Source organism: Mesorhizobium sp. B2-4-12 (assembly GCF_006441575.1).
Classification (GTDB): domain Bacteria; phylum Pseudomonadota; class Alphaproteobacteria; order Rhizobiales; family Rhizobiaceae; genus Mesorhizobium.
In genome coordinates this window covers 1-24,721 of record NZ_VFVC01000028.1, presented here as the reverse complement: position 1 = coordinate 24,721, position 24,721 = coordinate 1, and the positions used below count along the sequence as shown (strand labels likewise).

At 63.0% G+C, this 24,721-nt stretch carries 24 protein-coding genes and 1 pseudogene; 19 read left to right on the top strand and 6 right to left on the bottom strand.

Features of this window, described 5'->3' with window-relative positions; all coding sequences use genetic code 11:
- The first annotated feature begins 342 nt into the window (after positions 1-342).
- On the top strand, positions 343-603 hold the full coding sequence (locus tag FJ934_RS17370) for a DUF2934 domain-containing protein (RefSeq protein ID WP_140610812.1): 261 nt from the start codon (positions 343-345) through the stop codon (positions 601-603).
- Positions 604-672: 69 nt separating this feature from the next.
- Here the strand turns inward: FJ934_RS17370 and FJ934_RS17365 are convergent, their stop codons facing one another.
- Entirely contained in the window at positions 673-1,365 is a 693-nt protein-coding gene (locus tag FJ934_RS17365) for a glutathione S-transferase family protein (RefSeq protein WP_140610811.1), read from the bottom strand.
- Positions 1,366-1,422: 57 nt separating this feature from the next.
- Here FJ934_RS17365 and FJ934_RS17360 point away from each other — a divergent pair, with 57 nt between their 5' ends.
- The gene (locus FJ934_RS17360; RefSeq protein WP_140610810.1) at positions 1,423-1,935 is read left to right on the top strand and encodes a DinB family protein; all 513 of its coding nucleotides are present in this window, start codon (positions 1,423-1,425) and stop codon (positions 1,933-1,935) included.
- 55 nt (positions 1,936-1,990) lie between these two features.
- Here FJ934_RS17360 and FJ934_RS17355 read toward each other — a convergent pair whose 3' ends face one another.
- The gene (locus FJ934_RS17355) at positions 1,991-2,950 is read right to left on the bottom strand and encodes a LysR substrate-binding domain-containing protein (protein WP_140610809.1); all 960 of its coding nucleotides are present in this window, start codon (positions 2,948-2,950) and stop codon (positions 1,991-1,993) included.
- A 112-nt stretch (positions 2,951-3,062) separates the two neighbouring features.
- Here FJ934_RS17355 and FJ934_RS28035 point away from each other — a divergent pair, with 112 nt between their 5' ends.
- The 6 genes from FJ934_RS28035 to FJ934_RS17320 all read left to right on the top strand — a co-directional run bounded on the left by FJ934_RS28035 (position 3,063) and on the right by FJ934_RS17320 (position 9,933).
- On the top strand, positions 3,063-3,896 hold the full coding sequence (locus tag FJ934_RS28035; RefSeq protein WP_181165653.1) for a hypothetical protein: 834 nt from the start codon (positions 3,063-3,065) through the stop codon (positions 3,894-3,896).
- Positions 3,897-3,955: 59 nt separating this feature from the next.
- Positions 3,956-4,894, top strand: a complete 939-nt coding sequence (locus FJ934_RS17340) for an EamA family transporter (protein ID WP_246671539.1) — start codon at positions 3,956-3,958, stop codon at positions 4,892-4,894.
- Positions 4,887-5,090, top strand: a complete 204-nt coding sequence (locus FJ934_RS17335; protein WP_140610807.1) for a hypothetical protein — start codon at positions 4,887-4,889, stop codon at positions 5,088-5,090. Before FJ934_RS17340 ends, FJ934_RS17335 begins: the two co-directional genes overlap by 8 nt.
- A gap of 152 nt (positions 5,091-5,242) precedes the next feature.
- Positions 5,243-5,704 (top strand): MucR family transcriptional regulator, encoded by a 462-nt coding sequence (locus FJ934_RS17330; protein WP_181165652.1) that lies wholly within the window; start codon positions 5,243-5,245, stop codon positions 5,702-5,704.
- A gap of 137 nt (positions 5,705-5,841) precedes the next feature.
- Positions 5,842-7,719, top strand: a complete 1,878-nt coding sequence (locus FJ934_RS17325; RefSeq protein WP_140610806.1) for an ABC-F family ATP-binding cassette domain-containing protein — start codon at positions 5,842-5,844, stop codon at positions 7,717-7,719.
- Positions 7,720-7,809: 90 nt separating this feature from the next.
- Positions 7,810-9,933 carry a molybdopterin oxidoreductase family protein gene (locus FJ934_RS17320; protein ID WP_140610805.1) on the top strand — a complete coding sequence of 708 codons (2,124 nt, stop codon included), beginning with the start codon at positions 7,810-7,812 and terminating at the stop codon, positions 9,931-9,933.
- Positions 9,934-10,032: 99 nt separating this feature from the next.
- Here the strand turns inward: FJ934_RS17320 and FJ934_RS17315 are convergent, their stop codons facing one another.
- Together FJ934_RS17315 and FJ934_RS17310 are read right to left on the bottom strand one after the other, a co-directional pair.
- The gene (locus FJ934_RS17315; protein ID WP_140610804.1) at positions 10,033-11,175 is read right to left on the bottom strand and encodes an NAD(P)/FAD-dependent oxidoreductase; all 1,143 of its coding nucleotides are present in this window, start codon (positions 11,173-11,175) and stop codon (positions 10,033-10,035) included.
- 79 nt (positions 11,176-11,254) lie between these two features.
- Entirely contained in the window at positions 11,255-11,743 is a 489-nt protein-coding gene (locus tag FJ934_RS17310; protein WP_140610803.1) for an Lrp/AsnC family transcriptional regulator, read from the bottom strand.
- Positions 11,744-11,837: 94 nt separating this feature from the next.
- On the opposite strand from FJ934_RS17310, the gene FJ934_RS17305 reads away from it, so the two are divergent.
- The 10 genes and pseudogenes from FJ934_RS17305 to FJ934_RS17265 all read left to right on the top strand — a co-directional run bounded on the left by FJ934_RS17305 (position 11,838) and on the right by FJ934_RS17265 (position 21,876).
- Positions 11,838-13,046 carry a diaminopropionate ammonia-lyase gene (locus tag FJ934_RS17305; RefSeq protein WP_140610802.1) on the top strand — a complete coding sequence of 403 codons (1,209 nt, stop codon included), beginning with the start codon at positions 11,838-11,840 and terminating at the stop codon, positions 13,044-13,046.
- Complete coding sequence (locus FJ934_RS17300) at positions 13,043-14,275, top strand: Zn-dependent hydrolase (protein ID WP_140610801.1); 1,233 nt, start codon at positions 13,043-13,045, stop codon at positions 14,273-14,275. Before FJ934_RS17305 ends, FJ934_RS17300 begins: the two co-directional genes overlap by 4 nt.
- 4 nt (positions 14,276-14,279) lie before the next feature.
- Complete coding sequence (locus tag FJ934_RS17295) at positions 14,280-15,440, top strand: M20 aminoacylase family protein (protein WP_140610800.1); 1,161 nt, start codon at positions 14,280-14,282, stop codon at positions 15,438-15,440.
- Positions 15,441-15,763: 323 nt separating this feature from the next.
- Positions 15,764-15,937, top strand: coding sequence for a hypothetical protein (locus FJ934_RS17290; protein WP_226890592.1), 174 nt, complete (start codon positions 15,764-15,766; stop codon positions 15,935-15,937).
- A gap of 308 nt (positions 15,938-16,245) precedes the next feature.
- Positions 16,246-16,419, top strand: coding sequence for a hypothetical protein (locus FJ934_RS28030; protein WP_181165651.1), 174 nt, complete (start codon positions 16,246-16,248; stop codon positions 16,417-16,419).
- A 58-nt stretch (positions 16,420-16,477) separates the two neighbouring features.
- Complete coding sequence (locus FJ934_RS17285) at positions 16,478-18,571, top strand: ATP-dependent helicase (protein ID WP_140610798.1); 2,094 nt, start codon at positions 16,478-16,480, stop codon at positions 18,569-18,571.
- Positions 18,572-18,678: 107 nt separating this feature from the next.
- Positions 18,679-18,882, top strand: a pseudogene (locus tag FJ934_RS17280) (dihydrodipicolinate reductase C-terminal domain-containing protein); the annotation flags it as partial.
- A gap of 169 nt (positions 18,883-19,051) precedes the next feature.
- Complete coding sequence (locus FJ934_RS17275) at positions 19,052-20,056, top strand: ABC transporter substrate-binding protein (RefSeq protein ID WP_246671544.1); 1,005 nt, start codon at positions 19,052-19,054, stop codon at positions 20,054-20,056.
- A 105-nt stretch (positions 20,057-20,161) separates the two neighbouring features.
- On the top strand, positions 20,162-20,986 hold the full coding sequence (locus FJ934_RS17270) for an ABC transporter ATP-binding protein (RefSeq protein WP_140610796.1): 825 nt from the start codon (positions 20,162-20,164) through the stop codon (positions 20,984-20,986).
- Between the two features lie 11 nt (positions 20,987-20,997).
- On the top strand, positions 20,998-21,876 hold the full coding sequence (locus tag FJ934_RS17265; RefSeq protein ID WP_140610795.1) for an ABC transporter permease: 879 nt from the start codon (positions 20,998-21,000) through the stop codon (positions 21,874-21,876).
- A gap of 31 nt (positions 21,877-21,907) precedes the next feature.
- On the opposite strand, the gene FJ934_RS17260 is transcribed toward FJ934_RS17265, so the two are convergent.
- Both FJ934_RS17260 and FJ934_RS17255 read right to left on the bottom strand, forming a co-directional pair.
- Positions 21,908-23,263, bottom strand: coding sequence for a sensor histidine kinase (locus FJ934_RS17260; RefSeq protein ID WP_140610853.1), 1,356 nt, complete (start codon positions 23,261-23,263; stop codon positions 21,908-21,910).
- Between the two features lie 36 nt (positions 23,264-23,299).
- Positions 23,300-23,968 carry a response regulator gene (locus FJ934_RS17255; RefSeq protein ID WP_140610794.1) on the bottom strand — a complete coding sequence of 223 codons (669 nt, stop codon included), beginning with the start codon at positions 23,966-23,968 and terminating at the stop codon, positions 23,300-23,302.
- A gap of 398 nt (positions 23,969-24,366) precedes the next feature.
- On the opposite strand from FJ934_RS17255, the gene FJ934_RS17250 reads away from it, so the two are divergent.
- On the top strand, positions 24,367-24,609 hold the full coding sequence (locus tag FJ934_RS17250; RefSeq protein WP_140610793.1) for a DUF680 domain-containing protein: 243 nt from the start codon (positions 24,367-24,369) through the stop codon (positions 24,607-24,609).
- Positions 24,610-24,721 lie beyond the last annotated feature (112 nt).

Below are 24,721 nucleotides of genomic sequence, written 5' to 3'. Positions count from 1 at the left end.
GAGAATGGAATGGAGAGTGGCGGGCTCTATACAAGCCGCCCGGCCCATTGCCAAGGGGTGAGGCCAAAGGATGAGGAATGGTCTACGAAACGGACGGGAAGGCGATTGCCTGGCTTTCCGAATGACGAATGGTGATTGAAAGGTCCGGTGGACCTTTCAAAGGACTTTGAACGCCCGAGGGGCAGGGAGCGACAGCGCAGGGCACGCCGTGCGGCGGGTTGAAGTTCAGATCGATGCCGACGAGCTGCAAGGCAAGTTGAGACCAAATGGCTGCAATATCAGGCTTTGCTTGCTATAGTCGCGTCTCGGCGCCGCGCTGAAGTCGGCCCGAATGGAGACAGTATGACTATGGCAGACGATCGTCAGGAGCGCATTCGCAACCGAGCCCATAAGATCTGGCAGGAAGAGGGGCAACCGGCCGGCCAGCACGAACGCCACTGGCATCAGGCGACAGCCGACATCGACCGGGAAGATGCTACGGGAACGTCGTCGGCAGCCAAAAAGCCCGCCAAAAAGGCAACGGGCGCTGTCAAGGCAAAAGCCGCGCCCAAGGAGGCGAAGGCCGCCAAGAAGACCAGCAAGCCAAAAAAGGCAGCCAAGTAGGCCTGGCCGTCTCCGCTGCCGGCTCTTTGACGGCAGAGTGACCGCGCTTGCCTTGCGGCAGGTCGGGCGTCAGGCCGCTGCGGCGACCTTTCGCCCGAGCCCGCCATGCAGGTCGAGGCAGCGGTCGAACCATTGTGCCACCACGTCGCCGTCGTCGAGCAGCTGATAGGACGTCGCGATGCGCGCCCATTGCAGCGCGCCGAAGACGATATAGTCGGCAAACAGCGGCGAGGCACCGCCGATGAATGGCTGGTAGCTCAGCATCGAGCGCAACGGCTCCAGCGAAGCCCTGAAAGTGCCGAGCCCGGCTTCTCGCGCAGCCTTCGCCTCTTCCAGTTTCTTGCCCAGGCGCTGTTCCCGGCTTTGCCGGAAATACGCGCCATTCGTCTCGTCCTGCATGGCATGCAGATCCACGATCGCTGCGGTGGTCACATAGGGGTGGATGGTCGATTGCGACCAGCGTTCGATGAACCGCGCCATCGCCTTGCCGCCATCGCCGCCAAAAAGCGTGGGACGATCCGGATAGGCCTCCTCGAGATAGAGCGCGATAGCGAAGGAATCGATGACGACCTTGTCGCCGTCGCGGATCACCGGAAGGGTTTTCGAAACGCCGCCTTCGATGGTGGGCACCTCAAGAAAACGCGTCGGCGCGGTCGCGATATCGAGCCCCTTATGGGCCAGAGCCATCGTAGCCTTCCAGCAATGCGGACTGAACGGACGGTTCTCGTCGCGCCCGACGAGATCATAAAGCAGAATGGTCATTGGCGTCGGCCCCTTTGCGGTCTAGGTATCGCCCGAAACGCGGCGGCGGGAGAAGAGATGAAACAGCACTTCATGATGTTTGCGGCGTACAATCAATGGGCCAATGGCCGCATCTATGATGCCGCCGCCGATCTCGATGAAGAAGAATTCAATCGCCATGTTGGCGCTTTCTTCGGCTCGCTGATGGGCACGCTCAACCATCTGCTCGTCGCCGATCGCATATGGATGAAGCGCTTCACCGGCGAAGGCGATGCGCCGACCGCGCTGGACGCGATACTGCATCGCGCCTTGCCGAAGCTGCGGTTGGCGCGCGAGGCAGAGGACCGGCGGATCATCGACTGGCTCGGCGGCTTGGGCGACAAGGCGCTCTCGGGCCGCTTCACCTATATGACCGTATCGGACATGCGCACCGTCTCGCAACGCCTGGCGCCAGCGCTGGCTCATGTCTTCAACCACCAGACCCATCATCGCGGCCAGGCGCATATGATCCTGACGGCTCTCGGCCGCCCTTCCGTCCCGCTCGATCTGGCGCATTTCCAGCGCACTGAAGAGGGAAGGGCCTTTGCCTGATTTCGGTCAGTGAATCCTTCGCGGATTTGTAAAGTCTTGCAGCGCAATTTGACTTTCAGGCAATCTCCAAAGCCAAATCGCTGATTTCGCTGTCTAATTGGGATTGCGTCAGAGCCGCCTCCGCCATGACCCATTGTTTGAAGAGCAGCACCTTGCGTGCGGCAAGGCTCTTGTGGGGGGAAACAAAATACCAACCGGCCGTGTTCGGATGATGGACGGCGAAGGGAGCCACCAACCTCGCGGCACGGATGTCGCTGGCCATGTAGGCGCGGTTGGCGACGGCAAAACCCATTCCGGCGTTGGCCGCCTCGTAGGACATCATGCACGAGTCGAAATAGATGCTTTTGGTCTCGCTGAGCACGAAGCTGGCGCCGGCGAAACCAAGCCAGGATTGCCAGTTCTGGGTGCAGGTGTCGGAGTGCAGCAGCGTGAAGTGCTTGAGGTCGTCCGGTGTCACCTTTGACAGCGGCCTGTCGCCGAGAACCTCAAGGAACAGCTTGCGACTGCACACCGGTGTCAGGTCTTCCCGAAACAGCAGATCAGACGGCAGCCCGTTGAAATGGCCGTCGCCATAGCGGATTTCGAGATCGAAATCCGAGGTCGTGAACTCATGCGTCGCGTAGGAGGTCGAGACCCGCATCACGATATCGGGATGTTGCCGCTGGAAAAGCGGCAGGCGCGGAAACAGCCAGCGCGCGGCAAAGGTCGGTAGCACGGATATCTTCAGCACATGTTCCTGCGATTGCCCGGTTGCTTCCATGCTGGCAGCGACGATCCGCTCCAGAGCCTCGCGAACGCGCGAGACATAGGTTTCGCCCTCCGGCGTCAACGACACGGCATTGCCACCGCGTTGGAATATCTTGAAGCGCAGCTGGTCCTCCAGGCTCTTGACGCGCTGGCTGACCGCCGAAGCGGTGATGAACTGCTCCTCGCCAGCACGCGTGAAATTCCCGTGCCGTGCAGCACTTTCCACGATTTTCAGCGAATTGAGGTTGACCTGACTGAGCAGACGCACGGTTTTCGACCTTAAGCTGGGCTTACACTAGCACTAGCATTCCTAATTTTACAGGGGGGGCTAATTTAATCGACTGTTTACCAAGTGTTTGCCCCCTTATTGGAGAAGTACAATGAACGCACATACCATCCCCGAGCTGCGTTATGCGATGAGCCGCGAGGCCATCATCGGCCACGAAACCGCCTGGAAAGTGTCGAGTTTCGGCGTCGCGCAGTATCGGCATGGCTATGACCCGGCGCTGCTTGCGGCAATCGAGGAGGCTGCGCTGAAGCTCAAGGCCAGCCATGCCGTGCACAAGCACCTCGATCTGACTTTCATCACCGGCGCCGACCGTTTCATCCCCGAAATCAGGGAGTTGCTGCACGACAAGCTACGCCTGGAACGCCTGTCCGACATGATGGGCACGAAGCTGGAGCCCTATCCGCTGTCGATCGTCGGCTCGACCGTCACCTTCATGAATCCCAGGGACGGCGCCGTCGAATGGCATTGCGACGGCGTTCCGGTCACCGAACTCATTCCGCTGTCGATCAGCGATCCGCTGGTCGGCGGGCATCTCGAAATTTATTGCGACGACTCCGAAACCGGTCGCGCCATCCTTGAATCCGGCCGCGAGATCCCGCGCAACCGCATCATGCGCATCGACCACAAGATGCACTTCGCGACACTCGGGCAGTTCCTTGGCGTCCTGCACCGCACGGCGCCGATCCAGTTCGGCGAGCGTGTCACCCTAGTGCTCAATCAACGCTCGGTCGCCAAGCCCTATGTCGACGACAACAGAATGTTCTATCTTGCCGCGGACAACGATCACGACCGCGAGTGGGTCAACGAGCTGGCCGAAGACGTCTGGACCAACCAGTTGCCCGCCTACCGCCGCTTCGAGGCAGAGCGCCCCGTGCCGGTGCCGCCCGAGGCGCCGGTCCCCGGCGGTGCAAGGGAATCGTGGTGACCAGCCATGGCTCCGTCCGGCCGCAGCCGCCCTTTGCCTCGATGAGCCGGGGGTCAGTCGTGGTTGAAAGACAGGAAGGGAGCCTGTCTCGGGCTGCGCAGAACCAGCCTGGCTCCAGGCTGGCGCTGGCCTTTGCCGCTGGCGCGGTCGCACTTTGGGCGACCAACGCATTGGTCGGCAAGGCGCTGTTGGCAAGTCATCCGGTGTCGCTGGTGCAATGCCTGCAGTTCTGCGGCGCGACCATGGTCTTCGCCTTGATCCGCCTGATCGGCGCCGCGCGGCAACCCGCCATGCCGCGCCATGCGGGTCTCGTCGCGGTACTGGCACCATTCGTGGTCGGCTTCGTCGGTCTCGTCGGCACCATGATCCTGCAATATGTGGCCTTCGCCTCGATGTCGGTGATCGAGGCGAACCTCGTCGCCTACACCTGGCCTCTGATGGTCGCGGCGGCGGTGATCGCGTTCGAGAGCCCGCAACGACCCACGGTGCTGGGCCTTGCCGCGGCCCTTGGATTTGCCGGCGTCGTGCTTGTCATCTCGGGCGGGCGCGACCATTCCTGGTTTCAGGGCAACCTTGTCGGCTATCTCGCCGCCTTCGGATCGGCGCTGTGCATGGCCTTCTATTCGATCCTGGTGGGGCGGCTCGCCATGTCAGCGGACCGTCTTTTGCTGCCATCCTCATTGATCGGCGTGGCCGTGACATTGCTGTGGTGCGTCCATGACGGCGCAACCTTGCCCGCTGCTGCCGACCTTGCGCTTGGGCTCTATCTTGGTGCTGGCCCGATGGGCTTGGGCTATTATTTCTGGTCGCGGGCCTTGAAGCTTGAAGGCCACGGCAAGGTCGCGGTTGTCGCCTATCTCACCCCGATCGCTTCGACACTGCTTCTGATCTTCTCCGGCGAACGGCTGACGATGACAGCCGTCGCCGGCGCCGTCCTCGTCATTGGCAGTTGTATTGCCGTCGGTGTGGAGCGTTCGGAGGCCGAAAATCATGTTTGACGACAACGAACGTCTGGCCCGCAGGGAAGCGCACTGGCTGATCAAGGAATTTGGCGCCGAGGCGCCACTTTACGCGGCGATGAAGGCTGAAAAGGCGATTGAGCAGAAGGATTTCGGGCGTTGTGCCCGTTGGAGGCGTATTCTTGAGATATTGGCTGACGGCCGGACAACCAAGTCTGCTGCCTTGAAGTATTAGATTTTCTAATTTGCCCAATGTCGATTTCCCATAGAAATAGTTGACGTCAAGTCTTGATTCGTTTTGGGGCTAGGCGGTCCGTTGGGGGACGCGGTTCGGGCGATACATCGACAAAAGTCTTCTGTGGGGTGGATGACTTTGTCGCAAATGGGATGAAAGAATTGTCAAATATCGAGGATAAGACCGTTATCGAGCTTACGGCCGATATTGTCTCGGCCTATGTCGGCAACAATCCGCTTCCGGTCTCCGGCCTGCCTGACCTGATCGCCAGTGTCAGCGCCTCGGTTCGAAAACTGGCTGGCGCGGCTGTCGCGGAAAGCCCAAGCCTGGTTCCGGCTGTAAACCCTAAAAAGTCGGTGTTTCCCGACTACATTGTCTGCCTGGAGGACGGCAAGAAGTTCAAGTCGCTCAAGCGACACCTCAGGACAGACTATGGCCTGAGCCCGGATGACTATCGGGCCAAATGGGGTCTGCCGCCGGACTATCCAATGGTCGCGCCGAACTATTCGGCCACCAGGTCCGCGCTCGCGAAGTCGACGGGACTTGGCCGCAAGCCGGCCGCGGCGCCGGCCAACGTGGCCAAGGCGACGAAGCGTGGCAAGGCGACCGCCTGAGGTTCTGCTGGCCGGTATGGCAGGCCACTGAGCAGCTGCCCTGACGGCGCAATTGCGCGCGCCGTTTTCGGGCCTTGTGCGTTCAACTGGCCCGCTGGGTCTTGCGAAGCGTTGATGTCCGGTGCAAAAGCGCCGCCATGCTGATCATCAACGACCTTTCACTCCGCATGGCGGGGCGCCTGCTTCTCGACCACGCCTCGCTGACGTTGCCGGCCGGCACCAAAGCCGGCCTTGTCGGCCGCAACGGCACCGGCAAGACGACGCTGTTCAAGGCGATCACCGGCGATTTTCCCTCCGAGACCGGCTCGATCAGCCTGCCGAAGAACACGCGCATCGGTCAGGTGGCGCAGGAGGCACCCGGCACCGAGGAGCCGCTGATCGAAATCGTGCTCAAGGCCGATGTCGAGCGCACGGCGCTGCTCGAAGAGGAAAAGACGGCGACCGATCCGCACCGGATTGCCGATATCCATATGCGGCTGGCCGACATCGATGCGCATTCGGCCGAGTCTCGCGCGGCCACCATCCTGGCCGGCCTCGGCTTCGATGATGCGGCACAGCGCCGCCCGGCTTCGTCCTTCTCCGGCGGCTGGCGCATGCGCGTGGCGCTGGCCGCCGTGCTGTTTTCCGAGCCCGATCTTCTGCTGCTCGACGAGCCAACCAACTATCTCGACCTCGAAGGCACGTTGTGGCTGGAAAACTATGTGTCGAAGTATCCGCACACCGTGCTGCTGATTTCGCACGACCGTGACCTGCTCAATCGTGCCGTCAACTCCATCGTTCATCTCGACCAGAAGAAGCTGACTTTCTGGCGCGGTGGCTACGACCAGTTCGAGCGCCAGTATACCGAGCAGAAGGAACTGCAGGAGAAGGGCCGCGTCAAACAGGAAGCCGCCCGCAAGCATATGGAGTCTTTCGTCGAACGATTCCGCGCCAAGGCTTCCAAGGCGAGGCAGGCGCAGTCGCGCATCAAGGCGCTGGAGAAGATGAAGCCGATCGCGGCCATCGTGAACGATTCGGTGCGGCCGTTCTCTTTCCCCGAGCCGGTCAAGACGGTGGCCTCGCCGATCATTGCGCTGAACAATGTCAATGTCGGCTATACGGAGGGCCAGCCGATCCTAAAGAAGATGACGCTGCGCATCGATGCCGACGACCGCATCGCGCTGCTTGGCGCCAACGGCAACGGCAAGTCGACCTTCGCCAAGCTGCTGTCCGGCCGGCTCAAGCAGGAGACCGGCACCATGACAGTGGCGCCCGGGCTGAAAGTGGCGATCTTTGCCCAGCATCAACTCGATGACCTTCGTCCGGAGGAAAATGCCTATGACCATGTCCGACGGCTGATGCCGGAGGCGCCGGAATCGAAGGTGCGCGGCCGTGTCGCCCAGTTCGGTCTGTCGACCGAGAAGATGAACACACCCGCCAAGGATCTCTCGGGCGGCGAGAAGGCGCGGCTCCTGATGGGGCTGTCGGCCTTCGAGGGCCCGAACCTGTTCATCCTCGACGAGCCGACCAACCATCTCGACATCGACAGCCGCGAATCGCTGATCCATGCGCTCAACGAATTTCCCGGCGCCGTGATCCTGATCTCGCACGATCGCCATCTGCTCGAGGCGACCGCCGACCGGCTCTGGCTGGTCAAGGACGGCGCGGTCAACCCGTATGATGGCGACCTGGAAGATTACAAGACGTTGGTCACCGGCGTGTCTGGCGATCGCCGCGAGCGGCGCGAGGCCGACAAGGCGTCAAAGGCCGACCGCCGCCGCGAGGCGGCCCAGCGCCGCGCCGCCTTCGAGCCACTGGCCAAGGAAATCCGCGCCACCGAAGCGTTGATGGATCGCATCCGCAAACGCATCGACGGCATCGAGGACGAATTGGCCAACCCGGCGATCTACGAAAAGGATCCGTCGACCGCGACGCGATTGGCCAAGGAGCGCTCGCAGCTTGCCCAGACCTTGACCGGTCATGAGGAGAAGTGGCTCACCATGTCGGCCGAGTACGAGGAAGGCACGGCGGAGTAGGGGAGCCTCTTCCTTCTCCACAAACAAGGGGAGAAGGGAACGCGCCATCTGGCTCTACACGCCGAGCCCGAAACCCGCTAGACAAACGCCATGAACCAGCACGCCAAGCTCAGGATCGGCCATTCGGCCTGCCCGCATGATTGCCCGTCGACCTGCGCGCTCGAGGTCGAACTGCTCGATGGTAACCGTATCGGCCGTGTCCATGGCGCGAAGGCCAACACTTATACATCCGGCGTCGTCTGCGCCAAGGTCGCGCGCTATGCCGACCGCGTCCATCACCCCGACCGCCTGCTGAAGCCTCTGGTGCGGGCCGGGGCCAAGGGCGACGGGGTCTGGAAGGAAGCAAGTTGGGAGGCCGCCCTCGATCTGGTCGCCGAAAAGTTCGTTGCGGCCGAGGAGAAATACGGCTCGGAGACGGTCTGGCCCTATTTCTACGCCGGCACGATGGGGCTGGTTCAACGGGACGGCATCGAGCGGCTGCGCCACGCCAAGAAATATTCAGGCTTCTTCGCGTCGATCTGCACCAATCTCGCCTGGACTGGCTGGATGATGGGGGCAGGCGCTTTGCGTGGCCCGGACCCACGCGAGATGGCGAAATCCGACTGCGTGGTGATCTGGGGCACCAATGCGGTGGTCACGCAGGTCAACGTGATGACCCACGTCATCAAGGCCCGCAAGGAACGCGGCGCCAAAATCATCGTCATCGATGTCTATGAAAACGCGACCATGAAGCAGGCCGATATGGGCCTGGTCCTGAAGCCCGGCACCGACGGCGCGCTGGCTTGCGCGGTCATGCACGTGCTGTTCAGGGACGGCCTGGCAGACCGCGCCTATCTCGAAAAATACACCGATGACCCTGCCGGGCTGGAAGCACATCTCAAACGCAGGACACCGGAGTGGGCGGCTGAGATCACCGGGCTTTCGGTGGCCGAGATCGAGGCCTTCGCCTGTCTCGTTGGCAGGACGAAAAGGACCTATTTCCGCCTTGGCTACGGCTTTGCCCGCCAGCGTAATGGCGCCGTCAACATGCATGCCGCGTCTTGCATCGCCGCTGTCACCGGCAGCTGGCAATATGAGGGCGGCGGCGCCTTCCATTCCAACTCCGGCATCTTCAAGCTCAACCAGGATGTGCTGGAGGGCACGCGCATGCGCGATCCCTCGATCCGCTATCTCGACCATTCGCGCATAGGCCCGGTGCTGACCGGCGCCAGCGATGTGCTTTATGGCGGCCCGCCGGTAACGGCGATGCTGATCCAGAACACGAATCCGGCGAATGTCGCGCCCGAGCAGCGGCTGGTGAAACAGGGCTTCCTGCGCGAGGACCTGTTCTCTTGCGTGCATGAGCAATTCATGACCGATACGGCCAGGCTCGCCGATGTCGTGCTACCGGCGACGATGTTCCTCGAGCACGACGATCTCTACAAGGGTGGCGGCAACCAGCACATCACGCTCGGCCCCAAACTGATCGAGCCGCCGGAAGGACCGCGAACCAATCATTTCGTCATCGAACAGCTGGCCGAGCGCCTGGGCGTCGCCGACCGCCCGGGCTTTGGTCTTACCGAGCAGCAGCATATAGACCTCATTCTCGGCAAGCGCGGGCTGGGCAGCTTCGACAGCTTGAAGGAACGGAAGTGGGTCGATCTGCAGCCGGACTTCGAGACCGCCCACTACATCAGGGGCTTTGGCCATCCCGACGGAAAATTCCGCTTCCGCGCCGATTGGACCGGCCAGCCGGCACCCAACCGGCCTCCGAGGAGCATGGGACTGTTTGGCCCCGTGGAACGCCTGCCTGAATTTCCCGACCATGTCGACCTGATCGAGGTGGCGGACGAGGCGCATCCGTTCCGGCTGACGACCTCACCGGCGCGCAATTTCCTCAACTCGACATTCTCGGAGACGCCGGTATCGAAAGCCAAGGAAGGCCGTCCGGAACTGCTCCTCCACCCCGACGATGCCGCCGCGCACGGGCTGACGGTGGGCGACCGTGTCGAGGTCGGCAACCAGCGTGGTGAGGTGGTGCTGCACGCCAGATTGTTCGACGGCATCAAGCGCGGTGTCGTGATCGCCGAAGGCATCTGGCCAAACAGCGCGCATGAGCGCGGCGAGGGCATCAACGTGCTGACCGGCGCCGACGCGCCGGCGCCCTATGGTGGTGCCGCCTTCCACGACAACAAGGTCTGGCTGCGCAAGGCGCAAGAACTCGGCGCCGGCTGAAACCGTCAAATGCTTTTGCTGTCGAAGATCGTCGGCATGAAGCTGAAGACAGGGCGCTTCGCGGATTGAGAAGGCAAAGTGCGGCCGCACTGCGCCAAATCACACCGGCAGGGTTTCGGCGGTCTTTTTCCTGTTCAGCCGGAGCCGGATGTCGTCGGCGATCGCCTGCGCTTCGATCGCGATTTCGCGCAGCAATCCGGTGACGGCATTGTGGAAACCAACAAGGTAGAGGCCGAGATCCGAAGCTTGCGCGGTAACGCCACTGCGGTCTGGCTGGACACTGGGCTCCAGGAATTTGGCATAGCCAGGCCGGAAACCGGTGGCGAAGATGATCGTGTCGAATTCGCTGTGCTTGCCATCGGCAAAACGGGCGCCGCGTTGCGAGATCTCGCCGATACCGGGCGCAACCTTGATCGCGCCTTCCCGGATCTTGCCGATGGTGCCGACATCGATCACCGGTATGCGCGATTCAATCGCAATCTGTTCCAGCAGTCCCCGTCTCGGCCGTTTGAGCCCATATTTCTCTAGCCTGCCCATCACCAGGTCGAGGATGATGGGCAAAAGAACATCATTGAGGCGTTGCGGCCCCAGGCGCGCCGCCATGCCGACCATTTGGATAGGCACGCCGAACAGTTCGCGCGGCACGATATGAACGCCGCCGCGTACGGAAATCGTCGGTCTTGCGCCGCCTTCCGCCAGATCGAGCGCGATCTCCGCGCCGGTGTTGCCCATGCCGATGACCAGCACCGACTGGCCGGCGAAAGGCTTGGCATTGCGGTACTCGGCGCTGTGCAGCGTCAGGCCCTTGAATGTGTCGATGCCAGCAAATCCGGGCCGCAACGGCTCGGCATTGTAGCCCGAGGCGATCACCACATGTCTGGCGCGCAGCGAGCCGGATATCGTGTCCACGCGCCAGCCGCGACCCTCTCGGGTGATCGCCTTCACCGTTTCTCCAAAGCGGGGCTTGACGTCGAACCGCTTCGCATAGGCATCGAGATACTCGACGAAGAGATCGCACGGCACGTAACGTGGATAGTGCTTGGGAAAGGGCACGAAGGGCAGCGACGAATAGCGCTTGGTCGTATGCAGATGGACGCGCTCGTAATGGCACCGCCAGGCGGGCGCGGCCTGCTGCTCTTTTTCGAGAAGGATGAAGTCAACCCCAGCCTGCCGCAGGCATGCGGCAACGGCAAGGCCCGCCGGGCCCGCACCGATGATGGCAACTGGGGTGGTATCGTCCAATCGCGCCTCCACTGCTCAATTCGCGTCCGGAGCATGTCAAAAGCATGGCAGAGCTGGCTTCAGCTGCGTCAGGCAAGGTTCAATCCGGCAACGGCACCGTCAGCCCCACCTTGACGCGATCCATGGCCACGAAGGTGCGGAACTTGCGGACATTGTTGCTGCCGAAGAACAGCTTTCGCGTCAGCGCCTCATAGGCGCCCATGTCTGCCACGGTGATGACGAGGATGAAATCGGCCTCACCCGTCACATAGTAGCATTGCTGCACTTCGGCCGCCGCCGAGAACTGCCGCTTGGCCGCGTCGATCAGCTCGGTGCGTTCGCTCTCGAGCTCCACTTCGACGAAGATGGTGATCGGCTGGCCGACGGCCGCCGGATCGACCACCGCGACATTGCTTGCAATGACCCCGGTCTGCTCCATGCGCTTGATGCGGCGCTGCACCGCCGGTGCCGACAGGTTGACCGCTTCGCCGATCAGCCGCTGCGGCGTGGTGTTGTCCCGCTGCAGGATGGCAAGGATGGCGAGATCGAAGCTGTCGAGTGAGAGGAGCGATGGAGACAATGGAGACATCCTGGCGAAACAAACTTGCATTCCGGAGGGTCAATTACAGCGCTTTTTGCGCCGATCCTGCAATATATTCTCAGCGACCCAAAGGAGAGCGCCAGTGTTCCTGCTCAACCGCAATGCCTTGCACCGCCAGCCACTCACCGCCGCCGATGCCGAAACGCTTGGGGTCGCCGGGGCGGACATCGTCGAGCATTTTCTTGCTCATCGCGACAATCACCTGATAACCCCGCTGCACGGGCTGCCGGCGTTGGCTGCCGAACTCGGCCTCGGTGCCTTGCATGTCAAGGACGAGGGCTTTCGTCTCGGCCTTGGCAGCTTCAAGGCGCTGGGTGGTGCCTATGCCGTCTTCCGCCTTGTGCTGGAGGAGGCGGAGAAGCGGCTTGGCCGCCCTGTCGATGTCGGTGATCTCGATCGACCCGATGTTCGCGCTGTCGCCGCGACGATGACGGTTGCCTGTGCCACAGACGGCAATCACGGCCGCTCCGTCGCGCAAGGTGCTGAGCTTGCCGGTGCCAAGGCCGTGATCTTTGTCCATTCCGGTGTCAGCCAGGAGCGGATTGCGGCAATAGCCCGCTACGGTGCGGAGATGGTCCGTGTCGATGGAAATTATGACGATTCGGTCAGGCAAGCCGCGAAGGTCGCGGCCGACAGAGGCTGGACCGTGGTGTCGGATACGTCGTGGCCGGGCTATGAGCGCATCCCCGGCCTGGTGATGCAAGGCTATACCGCGATCGTGCGCGAAGCGCTGCGCCAACTCCGGGAACCGCCAACCCACGTTTTCGTCCAGGCGGGTGTCGGCGGCATTGCCGCCGCGGTGGCCGGCCATCTGGCCATCGTTCTCGGCGACGCCAGGCCGATTTTCACCGTGGTCGAGCCGGCGCGCGCCGCTTGTGTTGTCGCGGCCGCCCAGGCAGAGCGCGTGGTCAAGGTGGCACACGACCGGCCGACGGTGATGGCCATGCTTGAATGCTATGAAGCCTCGCAAGTCGCCTGGCGCGTGCTGGCACGCACCGCCGACGCCTTCATGACCGTGGATGAGGATGACGCCATCGCGATGATGCGCCGGCTGGCACGGCCGGCCGGCAGCGATCCGGCGATCGTCGCCGGTGAAAGCGGTGGCGTCGGCCTCGCCGGACTGATGCGGGCGGTGGCTGAAAACAAGATGGCTCTCGGGCTCGACGGCAACTCCCGCGTTCTGGTGATCAATACTGAAGGCGCCACCGACGCGCATCGTTATGCCGAACTGGTCGGCACGAGCCCGGCCGACGTGCTGGCCGGCAAGCTGGCTGCCGAGGCAACACCATGATCGCGATCGATGCACAGCGCCTGCTTGGCCGCATCCGTGAACTCGGCGCCATCGGTCGTGATGCCGATGGCAAATTGGTGCGCTTAGCCGCCTCCGACACGGACAGGCTGGGCCGCAATCTCTTCGTCGGCTGGCTGCGCCAGGCCGGGCTTGATGTCGCCATCGACCGCATCGGCAACATCTTCGGCATCTGGCAAAGTGCCGACAATACAGGCAAGGCACCACTGCTCATCGGCTCGCATATCGACACCGTCATCGATGCCGGCATTTATGACGGTTGCTACGGCGTGCTTGCCGGGCTGGAGGTGATCGAGACGCTGAAGGCATCGGGTCTTTCGCCGTCGCGCCCGCTCGCCGTCGCCGCCTTCACCAATGAGGAGGGCGTGCGCTTCTCTCCCGATATGATGGGGTCGCTGGTCTATGCCGGCGGCATCGATGTCGAAGCGGCACTCGCCGCCGTCGGCACCGATGGCAGCAGGCTGGGGCAGGAACTGGCCCGCATCGGCTATGCCGGCGATCGCGAACCGGGCTTTCTTAAGCCGCATATCTATGTCGAACTGCATATCGAACAGGGGCCGGTCCTGGAGCGCGAAGGCGTTCCGATCGGCGCGGTGGAAAGCCTGCAGGGAATCTCCTGGCAGCGCATCACCATCGATGGTGTCGCCAACCATGCCGGCACCACGCCGATGTCGATGCGCTGCGACGCCGGATACGCCGCGGCACGCGTGGTCACGTTCCTGCATGACCGGGCCGCGGCCTCCAACTCGCCAACGGTTGCCACAGTCGGCACGATGCACTTCGAGCCAAACGCCATCAATGTCATTCCATCACGCGCTGTCTTCACCGTCGATCTGCGCGATCCCGACGAGCAGCGCCTGCAGGCGGAGGAGGCGGCGCTGGCGGCCTTTCTGGAACAACTCGCCGCCGACGGCATCACCGTGACGGTCGAAAAGCTGGCGCGCTTCGAGCCCGTTGTCTTCGACAGGCAAGTCGTCGAACTGATCGAGGTCGCCGCGAGGAAGCGCGGGCTTGTCTCGAGGCGCATGACCTCGGGCGCGGGCCATGACGCCCAGATGATCGCGCGCATCGCGCCGGCGGCGATGATCTTCGTACCGAGCGCCGGAGGCATCAGCCACAATCCGCGCGAGCACACCGACGATGCCGAGCTTGTTGCCGGCGCCAACATCCTGCTTGATGTGGTCACCGAACTTGTCGAGTTCGAGGGGTGAGGAAATGGCTGGACGCGATCCCGAAACACTAAAGCGTGAGATGACGGAATGGCGGCGTGACCTGCACGCGCATCCCGAATTCGGTTTCGAGGAGAAGCGCACGGCTGCCTTCGTCGCGGCCAAGCTTCGCGAATTCGGCCTGGACGATGTCGCCGAGGGGATCGGCGGCACCGGTGTCGTCGGTACGTTGAAACGCGGCAGCGGCAACCGCGCCATCGCTCTGAGGGCCGACATGGACGCGCTGCGCATCGCCGAGCAATCGACCGCGCCATATCGCTCCGGCAATCCCGGAATCATGCACGCCTGCGGCCATGATGGCCACACAACGATGCTTCTTGGCGCGGCAAAACTGCTGGCCGAGGCAGGCGGTTTCGACGGCACCGTACGCTTCATCTTCCAGCCAGCCGAGGAGTGGGGCAGGGGCGCGCTGGCCATGCTCGACGATGGCTTGATGGAGCGCTTTCCCTTCGACGAGATCTTCGGCTTGCACAATATGCCCGGCCTGCCCGTCGGGCATTTCGAGACCCGTGCCGGCACGGTCATGTCGGCCGAAGACAACTTCGAGATCGTGCTCAGGGGGTTGGGCGGCCACGCTGCGCGGCCGCATTCGGGTCAGGAAACGCTGGTCGCCGCCTGTGCGCTGGTCGTCAATCTGCAGACCATCGTCGCGCGTCGCCTGAGCCCTGCCGACATATCCGTGGTTTCGGTGACCGAACTGGTTACCGACGGCACCCGCAATGCACTGCCCGGTCTTGCCCGCATCCTCGGCGACGCGCGCAGTTTCCGCTCCGAGGTCAGCGCCGAGATCGAACGCCAGATGCGCGTCATCGCCGAAGGCACCGCTGCCGCTTACAATGTCACCGCCGTGGTCAACTATACCAGAGAGTTCGTTGCGCTGCGCAACGATGCCGAACTGGTCGACGCGGCCTTCGCCGCCGCCAAGAACGTCTTCAAGCCGGGCAGTATCGCGGTCGCCCGCGAGCCAATGACGGCGTCGGAGGATTTCGCCCGCTTCCTCGATCACGTGCCCGGCTGCTTCGTCTTCCTCGGCAATGGCGAGGCCTCGGCGCCTTTGCACAATCCGACCTATGACTTCAACGATGAGGGGCTGTTGTTCGGCGCCAATTTCCATGTCGCCATCGCCAGGCAACGGCTTGGGATTTGAACGGTGATGGATACATTCGGCGCGCTTTTGCCGGGGAAAAACGCCCGGGAAAGCCGGAAATCCGCGATGTCGCATGACGCAGGGGCAAGACTCAGCTAGCCTTTGTGTCGCGGCGGACCTGATATCCGCCTGGCCGGCGCTATCAGATTACCTCCCAAGCGGCGCCGGCCTTCTTCCTGGCGTCTCTTGTCTTGCTAAATTAGCAATCCTTAAATTTAGAACGTTCGCCATTGCAGGAAGTTAGGGTTTTGCTGGCATGGAAGCGACGGACTTTCGGGGATGCTTGCAGGACACAGATGCGCGGGCGGAGCTGGATAAAGGCGTTGCGTCAGGAGGAGGCCCTCCAGGTTCGTGCGCGCATCGCCGAGCTCGAAAAAGACCTGACGGCAGCATCCCCAGCCCAAGGCCGTCAGCAACGGCATGAAGCAGGGCATGAATTGCGCAATGCGAAGTTCCGCCTTGAGCGCCTCGAGGAGTGCATCGCGGCGATGCCTTGATGCTCCGGCCCAAATCCTGTTGTACGGAACGCCATCTCAATTGCCGGCACTGCCTGTTTTCGTAACGGAATTGCCGGCGACGTAAGGGCTCTGTCCGGCATCCGGGGCCTTCGTCGGCGGCAGTTTGTTGTCGCAGGCCGAGACAGTCGCCAAACCGATCAAAGCCACCAGAACGAGGCCCAATCTTGGCTTTTTCATCGCTATCGCCTCCAGCCTCACAACGATGCGGTGCCGGTTTGGTTGCGAATTTCGCGTCGGGAACAAAACGTCATATCTGCGGTTGATCTCCATCAAAGGAGAACCGCCGCATGTTTCGTTTGCTTCTGGCAGGCACCTTTGCCTTTCTCGCCTATCGCCTCGCTCGCAAGATAATCGATGAGGTGCCCGATAACGTCGATCCGCTGCTGCTGCCGGCGCCAAAAAGTGATCGCGAGGCACTGCGCCGCCAATCGGCGGCGATGGGTGTCGATCCGAGACGGTAGCCCGTCGTCACGCCCGCTTCTGTGTTGCGAACAAAGCGGAAACGATGCTTGATGGGCGATGAACCTCGCCGCCCGTGATTCGACTCTCTTGGAATCGACCGCCCAGCCCGCCTATCTCGCCCGGCTGAACGATGCACAGCGCCAGGCCGTCGAGCATGGTGACGGCAAGATCGCCGGGCCGCTTTTGGTCATTGCCGGCGCCGGCTCCGGCAAGACCAACACGCTGGCGCATCGTGTCGCTCATCTGATCGTCAAGGGCGCCGACCCGCGCCGCATCCTGCTGATGACCTTTTCGCGGCGCGCCGCATCGGAAATGGCCAGGCGCGTCGAGCGCATCGCCGGCGAGGTGCTTGGCCGCGACGCCGCGGTGATCACCGATGCGCTGGCCTGGGCCGGCACCTTTCACGGCATCGGCGCGCGGCTGTTGCGCGACTATGCGCTGGAGATCGGACTTGATCCGGCCTTCACCATCCATGATCGCGAGGATTCCGCCGATCTGATGAATCTCGTGCGCCATGAACTCGGCTTCTCGAAGACCGAAGCGCGTTTCCCGACCAAGGGCACCTGCCTTGCCATCTACTCGCGCGCCGTCAACGCGCAGACGCCGCTCGGCGAGGTGCTGGGGTCCGCCTTTCCCTGGTGCGCCGGTTGGGCGGAGCAGCTGAAGCAATTGTTCTCCGGCTATGTCGAGGCCAAACAGGCGCAAAACGTGCTCGACTACGACGACCTGCTGCTCTACTGGGCGCAGATGACGGCAGAGCCGGAAATCGCGGCGCATCTGGGCGGACGCTTCGACCATGTGCTTGTCGATGAATACCAGGACACCAACCGGCTGCAGGCTTCGATCCTTATGGCGCTGAAGCCCGACGGCGCCGGGCTGACGGTGGTCGGCGATGACGCGCAGTCGATCTATTCGTTCCGTGCTGCCGAGGTGCGCAATATTCTCGATTTCCCCCTCCAGTTCGCGCAGGCCGCCGACGTGGTCATGCTGGAGCGCAATTACCGTTCGACGGAGACGATTCTCGCAGCCGCCAATGCGGTGATTGGCGAGGCCCCGGAACGCTTCACCAAGAACCTGTGGTCGGAGCGTAAATCCGCCGACAAGCCGAGACTGGTGAGCGTGCGTGACGAGGTCGAGCAGGCCAATTTCGTCTGTGACACAATCCTGGCCGAGCGCGAGGCCGGCACGGCGCTGAAATTGCAGGCGGTGCTGTTTCGCGCCTCGCACCACAGTGGGCCGCTCGAAATCGAGTTGACGCGGCGCAACATCCCCTTCGTCAAGTTCGGAGGCCTGAAGTTCCTCGATGCCGCGCACGTCAAGGATGTGCTGGCGGTGCTGCGCTTCGCCGAAAATCCGCGCGACCGCGTCGCCGGCTTTCGGGTGCTGCAGCTCATGCCTGGCATTGGCCCTTCGGCCGCCGGGCAAATCGTCGAGACCATGACAACGGCACTGGACGAGGCGATGGGCCTGGCCGGATGGCGTCCCCCGCAACGCGCGGCGGATGACTGGCCGGGCTTCGTCGAGCTCTATTCCGGCCTGCGGGCCGGCGCCAAATGGCCGGCTGATCTCGAACAGGTCAGGCTCTGGTACGAGCCGCATCTGGAGCGTATCCACGAGGATGCGATCACGCGGCGGGCCGACCTGTTGCAGCTCGAGCAGATCGGGTCGGGTTACGCCTCGCGCGAGCGTTTCCTGACCGAGCTGACACTCGATCCGCCGGACGCGACCAGCGATCAGGCCGGACCGCCGCATCGCGACGAGGACTATCTGATCCTGTCGACCATCCATTCGGCCAAGGGCCAGGAGTGGAAGAACGTCTTTGTGCTCAACACGGTCGACGGCTGTATCCCGGCCGATCTCGGTATCGGCACCAAGGAGGACATCGAGGAAGAGCGCCGGCTGCTCTACGTGGCGATGACCCGGGCCAAGGATAACCTGAACCTGGTCATGCCGCAGCGCTTCTTTCCGCACGGCCAGGCGGCGCGGGGAGACCGCCATCTCTACGCCTCGCGCACCCGCTTCATCCCGGCTTCGATCCTGGGTGCGTTCCAGCAAATGTCGTGGCCAGACGCGCAAGCGGCGCAGGGCAGGGCACCCCGGCCGGAGGTGCGCGTCGACATCGGCGCGCGCATGCGCGGCATGTGGAAATAGGAAGGCCATGGCGCAACCGCCGGTCAGGATTGTCATCGCCGGCGCGCTGGCTCGCATGGGCCGCCGATGGCGGAAGCGTCACCGGCGCGTCCCGCCGGCGAGATCGGTTTGCGGTGACGCGTGGCGGCAGCATTGTCTGCGAACACAGCGTCGGCTTCTGTGCCGAAGGTGAGCTTTTTACCCTGTCGCATGCGGCCGGCGACCGCGTCATGTTCGCCCGAGGCGCCATTGCCGCTGCACTCTGGGTGGCGGGACGTTCACCGGGCGAGTACGACATGCGCGATGTGCTGGGGCTGAGCGCCCGGACATGAAATTGCGAATATTTTTGCCTCGTGGCTGAAAGCCAGCTGAAAGCTTGGGCATGTCATGACAGTTTTTGCGGTGTCACCGCATGTCCGGCCCACGACGGTCGGCGAGGGAGGAATGCGGCGCGGCTTCACAGCGCGTCGCCCAAATGGAGGAAGTTTTGTGACCGGTTTCATCTCGAAGTGCGCCTTGCGCACAGCCGCCTTGACGCTTGCCATCACCGCCACGGGCGCCACAGTGGCATCGGCGGCTGACGAAAAGATCTCCATCATGGTGGGTGGCTACGAAAAGCAGATTTATCTGCCCGCCAAGCTCACTGAAGCCCTCGGCTACTTCAAGGACGAGGGTCTCGACGTCGAACTGCTGAATGAACCGGCTGGTGTCGATGCCGAAAACGAAATGCTGGCCGGCGCCGTGCAAGGGGTTGTCGGCTTCTACGATCACTGCATCGACCTGCAGGCAAAGGGAAAGTTCGTCGAGTCCGTTGTCCAGTTCAGCCAGGCTCCGGGTGAGGTCGAACTCGTTTCGGCGAAGCATCCCGAAATCAAGTCTCCCGCCGATTTCAAGGGCATGAACCTCGGTGTCACCGGCCTCGGTTCGTCGACGAACTTCCTGACCGAGTATCTGGCGGTAAAGAACGGCTTGAAGCTTGGTGAGTTCACCTCGATCCCCGTCGGCGCCGGCGACACATTCATCGCTGCCATGCAACAGGACAAGATCCAGGCCGGCATGACGACCGAACCCACCATCACCCGGCTCCTCAAGACGGGCGAAGCCCGCGTCCTTATCGATATGCGTACGATGGAAGGCACCAAAGTCGCGCTCGGCGGCACATACCCGGCCGCATCTCTCTACATGCAGACCGAGTGGGTCGATGCCCACAAGGATGTTGTGCAGAAGCTGGCGAATGCCTTCGTCAAGACGCAGAAGTTCATCAACAGCCACAGCGGCGCTGAAATCGCCGACAAGATGCCGAAGGACTACTACGTCGGCGACAAGGAAGCCTACGTGAAGGCCCTTGATGCCGGCAAGGGGATGTTCACCCCCGACGGGATCATGCCCGAAGGCGGCCCGGAGACGGTGCTGACCGTTCTTTCGGCGTTCAAGAAGGAACTGCAAGGCAAGCAGATCGACCTGTCCAAGACCTACACGACGGAATTCGTCAAAAACGCCAAGTAATGGACCGTGCCGGCGCGATGCCAGGGCATCGCGCCGGCTGTCGTCAATTTTCGCGTCCGGCGGCCGTGGCCGGCGGTGGCGTTTGCTCGAACCAGGAGCTCCACGATGGCCCCTCAAGAAAACGAACAAGACCAGACCACCCCGGCGATTGAACTGATCAATGTCAGCCGCCGCTTCCTTTCGCCCACGGGCAAGTCGCTCACGGCGCTGCGGGATTTCACCATGAGCGTCCGGCGCGGCGAGTTCGTCGCCGTCGTTGGTCCGACCGGTTGCGGAAAATCCACCACGCTCAACCTGATCACCGGATTGGCGACTCCAAGCGCCGGCGAGGTCCGCGTCATGGGCGCGCCCGTCAAGGGCATAGACCCGCGCATCGGCTTCGTATTCCAGACCGACGCGCTGTTTCCCTGGCGCACGGTGATCGACAATGTCATGGCCGGACCGCTGTTTCGCGGCAAGCCGAGACCGCAGGCCCAGGCGGCCGCGCGCGACTGGCTGGCACGTGTCGGTCTGGCTCGCTTCGAGCACCACTATCCGCACCAGCTTTCCGGTGGCATGCGCAAGCGCGTGGCGCTGGCGCAGACCTTCATCAACGGCCCCGAGATCTTGCTGATGGACGAACCGTTTTCCGCGCTCGACGTGCAGACGCGTGTCCTCATGCACGAGGAACTGTTGCGTCTGTGGTCCGACGCCAAGGCATCGGTGGTCTTCGTCACCCACGATCTTGAGGAAGCGATCGCACTGGCCGACAAGGTCTATGTGCTGACCGCCGGGCCGGCGACGGTGAAGTCGGTCTATACGATCGACCTGCCGCGTCCCCGCATCGTCGCCGACATCCGCTACCAGCAAAGCTTCATCGACTATTCGCGCACCATCTGGGCCGATCTCAAGGAAGAGGTCGAGACCAGCTATGCCCGCGCCGCCGCGTGAAGGAGGACACTATGACCGATGCCGCCATCGACATCAGGGCAGGAAGCTTCCGGCCGGGAACTTCCGACGCCGAAATCGAAGCCGCCGCCGCCAGGGCGGCGCAGCATCGCCGCCGCACGGTGATCTTTTGGCGCCTTGCCATCCTCATCGCCTTCCTCGCCGCCTGGGAAATCGCCGGGCGCAAGGCCTGGATCGACCCGTTCTTCTATGCCACGCCGAGCGCGATCGCACAGAGGCTCTATGAATGGACGACGGAAGGCACGTCCGAAGGGCCGCTCTGGTACCATCTCTATGTCACCATGGAGGAGTCCGTCCTCGGCTTCGTGACCGGCTCCGTCGCCGGCATCCTGATCGGCGTGGCCCTCGGCCGCAACCGCATGGCCGCCGACATCTTTTCCATCTACATCAAGGTGATCAACTCCATCCCCCGCGTCGTGCTGGCACCGATCTTCATCATGATCCTCGGTCTCGGCCTTGCCTCGAAGGTGGCGCTGGCCTTCGTCATGGTTTTCTTCGTCGTCTTCCACAACGCCTTCCAGGGCGTGCGCGAGGCCGATCGCGCGATGATCGCCAATGCTCGCATCCTCGGCGCCTCCGACTGGCAACTGACCCGCTCGGTGATCGTGCCGTCGGCGATGAGCTGGATCTTCGCCAGCCTGCATGTCAGCTTCGGCTTCGCCATCATCGGCGCCATCGTCGGCGAATTTGTCGGGTCGCGCTATGGCATCGGGCTCTTGATCAACATCGCCAAGGGTTCGTTCGATGCCGCCGGCATGTATGCCGCGATCGTTATTATCATGGTGGTGGCGCTGGGCGCCGAATATCTGATGACGATGGTTGAGAACCGGCTGGCGAAATGGCGTCCGCAGCCGTTGCACGAAACGCAGTAAGCGGATCCAAACCGGCAGGGTTTGCTTTTAGCTAGCCGCCTGCCAGCGGCAGCCGCACCTCGACCATCAGGCCGCCGGCCGCGCCATCCGCAAGGATGACGCGGCCGCCGGCATTCTCGACCACCTCGCGCACGATGGCGAGGCCCAGCCCACTGCCTTCCTCGGTTGACCCAGCGATGCGGTAGAAGCGCTCGAACACATGGTCGCGTTCGTCGGCGGGTATGCCTGGCCCGTCGTCGCTGACCGTCAGCACGGCCTCGCCATCGGCGAGGAGCTTGACGGTGACGGTGCCGCCCGCCGGTGTGTAGCGCAGCGCATTGTCGACGAGGTTGACGATCATCTCGCGCAGCATGGTGCCGTCGCCGATGACCGGCACGGCGCCGGTTTCATCGAGACCAAGATCGATGTTGCGATCGATGGCCCTTGGCGCGTGCGTTTCCAGCACCTGGCGCGCGGCTTCGGTCAGGTCGATGCGGTCGGCGCGTGGCCGCCGGCTGCCCGGCTCTGCGCGCGACAGGGTCAAGAGCTGTTCGGCCAGCCGTGCCAGCCGTCCGGCGCTTGCCTGCAGGGCGACAAGCGCTTCCCGGCGCGCATCGACAGCGTTTTCGCGCAACGCGTAGCTCGCCTGCGTCGATAACAGCGCCAGCGGCGTGCGCAACTGGTGCGCGGCATTGGCGATGAAGCGGCGTTGCGCCGCCATCTGTGCCCGCACCCGCTCCATATAAGCGTTGAGGGCTTCGACCAGCGGCCGGATCTCGTTCTGCGCGCCGGCGACTTCTATCGGGTCGAGCTCGCTGCGTTTCGACGAACGCACGGCGTCGCGCAGCCTGATCAGCGGCGCCAGTCCGCGCCGCAGGCCGAGCAGCACGAAGACGCCGGCAATCGCCACCAGCGCCAGTTGCTGGGCGAAGGCGCTGAACCAGAGATGCCGCACCATCGCATCATGGCCGGCAAGCGTGACGCCGACGGAGACCGTTATCGGCGAATCGGCACCGGCGCCGACCACCGCATGCGTGAATGTAAGCAGCCGCAGCGCCTGGCCGCGGTAGGTAGCTTCCATGCTGGGGTGTCCCGGCGCCTGGGGCAGCCCGGGATAGCCTGTCAGCAGCCGTCCGCCCGCGGTCTCGACACGGTAGTAGACCCTGTCGCGGTCGCCAGTGTCGAACATTTCAAGCGCTGCCGGCGGCACCGTGGCGTTGAGTACTCCGTCGGTCATGGCCACCTGCTCGGCGATCATCCGTGCCGACCCGACCAACATCCGATCCGTGATCAGATCGGCGGTCGCCTGGGCGCTGCGGTGACTGGTCCACAGATTGACGGTGGCAAGCCCGGCGAGCGGCAGCACCACCCAGGCCAGAAGCTGCAGCCGTAGACTGTTAATCCTCATGGCACCAATTGTCATGACGCCTAATCTTCATTGCGCTTAATCCTCATGGCGCAAGAGATAGCCGAGGCCGCGCAAGGTGGCGATCTGGACCCGCGACCCTTCGAGCTTCTTGCGCACACGGTGCACATAGATCTCGATGGCGCTGGGGTCGGCGTCGGTCTCGAAATCGTAGATCGCCGCCGACAGGGCGGCCTTGCTCACGGTTCGTCCGGCCTTGACCATCAATTGTTCAAGCACCGCGTGTTCGCGCGGCGTCAGTGACAGTGTCTCGCCAGCGAGTGAAAACAGCCTCGTGTTGGTGTCGAAGACGAGATCGCCGCAGGCAACGACAGGCGCGGTCCGGTCGTTGGCGCGCCGCAACTGCACGCGGATGCGCGCTTCGAGTTCCTCGATCTGAAAGGGTTTGGCCAGATAGTCGTCGGCGCCTTCGTTGAGACCCTTGACGCGTCCGTCGAGGCTGGCATTGGCGGTCAGCACGATCACCGGCACCCGGTTGCCGCGCGCCCGCAGCATGCGCAGCACCTCCAGCCCGCTCATGCGCGGCAGCGCAAGGTCGAGGATGACCAGCGCATGGTCGCCGGCCGCCAGCGCATGCTCGACATCCTCGCCGTCATGGACGATGTCCACCACATAGTTTGCCTGACGCAAGGTCTTGCCCAGCCAATCCGCCAGCTCGCGATTGTCCTCGACAAGCAGCAGCCGCATTTCTCTAACTCTGTCCCGGGCAGCATTTCATGCTGAATTCCGTCCGCTTCTTTGACCGGCACAGCCGGATCGCATCCCATTCGATGGGCGTCTGCAAGCGATAATATCGATCCCGTCGCAAGGCAAATGCGGGAGATCCAGTGCCGGCGCGGCAATCTCGATCGTAAAGTCAACCCGTTCGGTTCGATTTCTATCTATTGAGGGACCGTGTGGTGGGCCCGCCGCTCCTGCTTCTGCGCAAGAGGGCAGGCCCAGACGGTATCGTCTTGAGCGCCGGGCTTCGCGCTCGGCACCAAAAAGCTTCCACTTCGAGGAATAAAACCGGGCGGCCTCGGGTCTTGTCCTCAGCGGAACCGTCCTCCCAAGACACCGCCTAACCGATGAAACAGGAGATTGAAATGAACAAGATCGCTCTGGCTATCGCCGCCATCCTCGTTGCTGCCGGCGCCGCCTTTGCCGGCAGTGACCATTATGGTTCGGACACTGCCAACCAGCCGCTTGCTGCGGTAGCCGGCGTCGATCATGCCGTCACCGGCGCGGTCAAGACTGCGGACATGGCCGGGCACAAGGCAGCAGCCGATACCAAGATGAAGACCACCACCGACTGGCCGGAACCGGGCCAGGGCATCTGGGGGAACTGACGTCTTGAGACGGTGTGCAGCAGGCTTGACGGAGTCTAGAGCAGAATCTGATCACTCTGGCTCGTAACCTGCGGCGCTGAAGTAGTTTGTGCATTGCTCGGCGGTGAAGCGT

Coding starts and splice junctions, on each gene's coding strand:
- FJ934_RS17255 (WP_140610794.1), bottom strand. CDS start 23,968: ATGCGGCTGCTGCTTGTCGAGGACAATCGCGAGCTGGCGGATTGGCTG.
- FJ934_RS17250 (WP_140610793.1), top strand. CDS start 24,367: ATGAACAAGATCGCTCTGGCTATCGCCGCCATCCTCGTTGCTGCCGGC.
- FJ934_RS17310 (WP_140610803.1), bottom strand. CDS start 11,743: ATGTCTCCATTGTCTCCATCGCTCCTCTCACTCGACAGCTTCGATCTC.
- FJ934_RS17335 (WP_140610807.1), top strand. CDS start 4,887: ATGTTTGACGACAACGAACGTCTGGCCCGCAGGGAAGCGCACTGGCTG.
- FJ934_RS17270 (WP_140610796.1), top strand. CDS start 20,162: ATGGCCCCTCAAGAAAACGAACAAGACCAGACCACCCCGGCGATTGAA.
- FJ934_RS17325 (WP_140610806.1), top strand. CDS start 5,842: ATGCTGATCATCAACGACCTTTCACTCCGCATGGCGGGGCGCCTGCTT.
- FJ934_RS17260 (WP_140610853.1), bottom strand. CDS start 23,263: ATGAGGATTAACAGTCTACGGCTGCAGCTTCTGGCCTGGGTGGTGCTG.
- FJ934_RS17300 (WP_140610801.1), top strand. CDS start 13,043: ATGATCGCGATCGATGCACAGCGCCTGCTTGGCCGCATCCGTGAACTC.
- FJ934_RS17330 (WP_181165652.1), top strand. CDS start 5,243: ATGAAAGAATTGTCAAATATCGAGGATAAGACCGTTATCGAGCTTACG.
- FJ934_RS17320 (WP_140610805.1), top strand. CDS start 7,810: ATGAACCAGCACGCCAAGCTCAGGATCGGCCATTCGGCCTGCCCGCAT.
- FJ934_RS17295 (WP_140610800.1), top strand. CDS start 14,280: ATGGCTGGACGCGATCCCGAAACACTAAAGCGTGAGATGACGGAATGG.
- FJ934_RS28030 (WP_181165651.1), top strand. CDS start 16,246: ATGTTTCGTTTGCTTCTGGCAGGCACCTTTGCCTTTCTCGCCTATCGC.
- FJ934_RS17285 (WP_140610798.1), top strand. CDS start 16,478: ATGAACCTCGCCGCCCGTGATTCGACTCTCTTGGAATCGACCGCCCAG.
- FJ934_RS17365 (WP_140610811.1), bottom strand. CDS start 1,365: ATGACCATTCTGCTTTATGATCTCGTCGGGCGCGACGAGAACCGTCCG.
- FJ934_RS17265 (WP_140610795.1), top strand. CDS start 20,998: ATGACCGATGCCGCCATCGACATCAGGGCAGGAAGCTTCCGGCCGGGA.
- FJ934_RS28035 (WP_181165653.1), top strand. CDS start 3,063: ATGAACGCACATACCATCCCCGAGCTGCGTTATGCGATGAGCCGCGAG.
- FJ934_RS17360 (WP_140610810.1), top strand. CDS start 1,423: ATGAAACAGCACTTCATGATGTTTGCGGCGTACAATCAATGGGCCAAT.
- FJ934_RS17370 (WP_140610812.1), top strand. CDS start 343: ATGACTATGGCAGACGATCGTCAGGAGCGCATTCGCAACCGAGCCCAT.